Source organism: Dechloromonas denitrificans (assembly GCF_001551835.1).
GTDB lineage: Bacteria > Pseudomonadota > Gammaproteobacteria > Burkholderiales > Rhodocyclaceae > Azonexus > Azonexus denitrificans.
Map to the genome: position 1 here is coordinate 1 of NZ_LODL01000026.1, position 857 is coordinate 857.

At 54.4% G+C, this 857-nt stretch carries 1 protein-coding gene; it reads right to left on the reverse strand.

All coding sequences use genetic code 11. From position 1 onward, the window contains the following. Positions 1-17: 17 nt before the first annotated feature. Positions 18-772 (reverse strand): IS5 family transposase gene (locus AT959_RS20640; protein ID WP_240481856.1). Its coding sequence is split into 2 segments (ribosomal slippage): positions 18-439 and positions 439-772, totalling 756 coding nucleotides; the frame shifts between segments, so codons are not numbered across the junction. Between the last annotated feature and the right edge of the window lie 85 nt (positions 773-857).

Below are 857 nucleotides of genomic sequence, written 5' to 3' on the forward strand. Positions count from 1 at the left end.
CTAGGGTGTGTGGACAATCAGGCGAGCCAAATTAGAGCGGCGGCGATAGAAATGAATGCTTCAAACCGGATATCGAGTTTGTCGTAGCGCGTAGCGATACGGCGAAACTGCTTCAAGCGAGCAAAGAACCTCTCGATGAGATTTCGACTTTTATAGATATGTTTGTCATAGCATCTGAGCACCTTCCGATTGGCTTTCGGCGGAATAACCGCTGTGGCGTTCATTGCCTCGATGCAGTCAATGAGGCTGGTAGCGTCAAACGCCTTGTCGGCCACGACTGCGCCGACGTTTGTCATGCCATCAATGAGATTCGCCGCTTCGGTGATGTCATGTCGTTCGCCACCGCTCAGACGGAAGCGCGCCAGATTGCCCAGGCCATCAACCGCCGCATGAATTTTGGTACTCAGCCCCCCACGAGAACGGCCAACACTTTGTTGCCCGTTTTTTTGGGTGCGCCGGCTGCGTGCTGGTGCGCCCGCACAATCGTGCTGTCGAGAAACACTTCCTCAAAGTCTGCATCTTCGCAAAGCTTGGTGAAAAGTGCCTGCCAGACGCCTTTGTCTGCCCAACGCGAGAAGCGTCTGAACACCGTATTCCATGGCCCGAAGCCAAGCGGGAGATCACGCCAGGGGGCGCCAGTTCTTGCCATCCAGAGAACCGCTTCGACAAACAAACGATTATCTGCACCGCTACGGCCACGGTCTCCAACCCTGCCGTGCAGCATCGGCTCGATTCGTAGCCACTGGTCGTCACGTAACAGCAATCTCAGCATCCCGTCTTCAATCCAAAAGACAGGATGTGAACACAATCAGCCCTTTGTGAACAGTCCCTTAATCACAAATGTCCACACGCTCTAG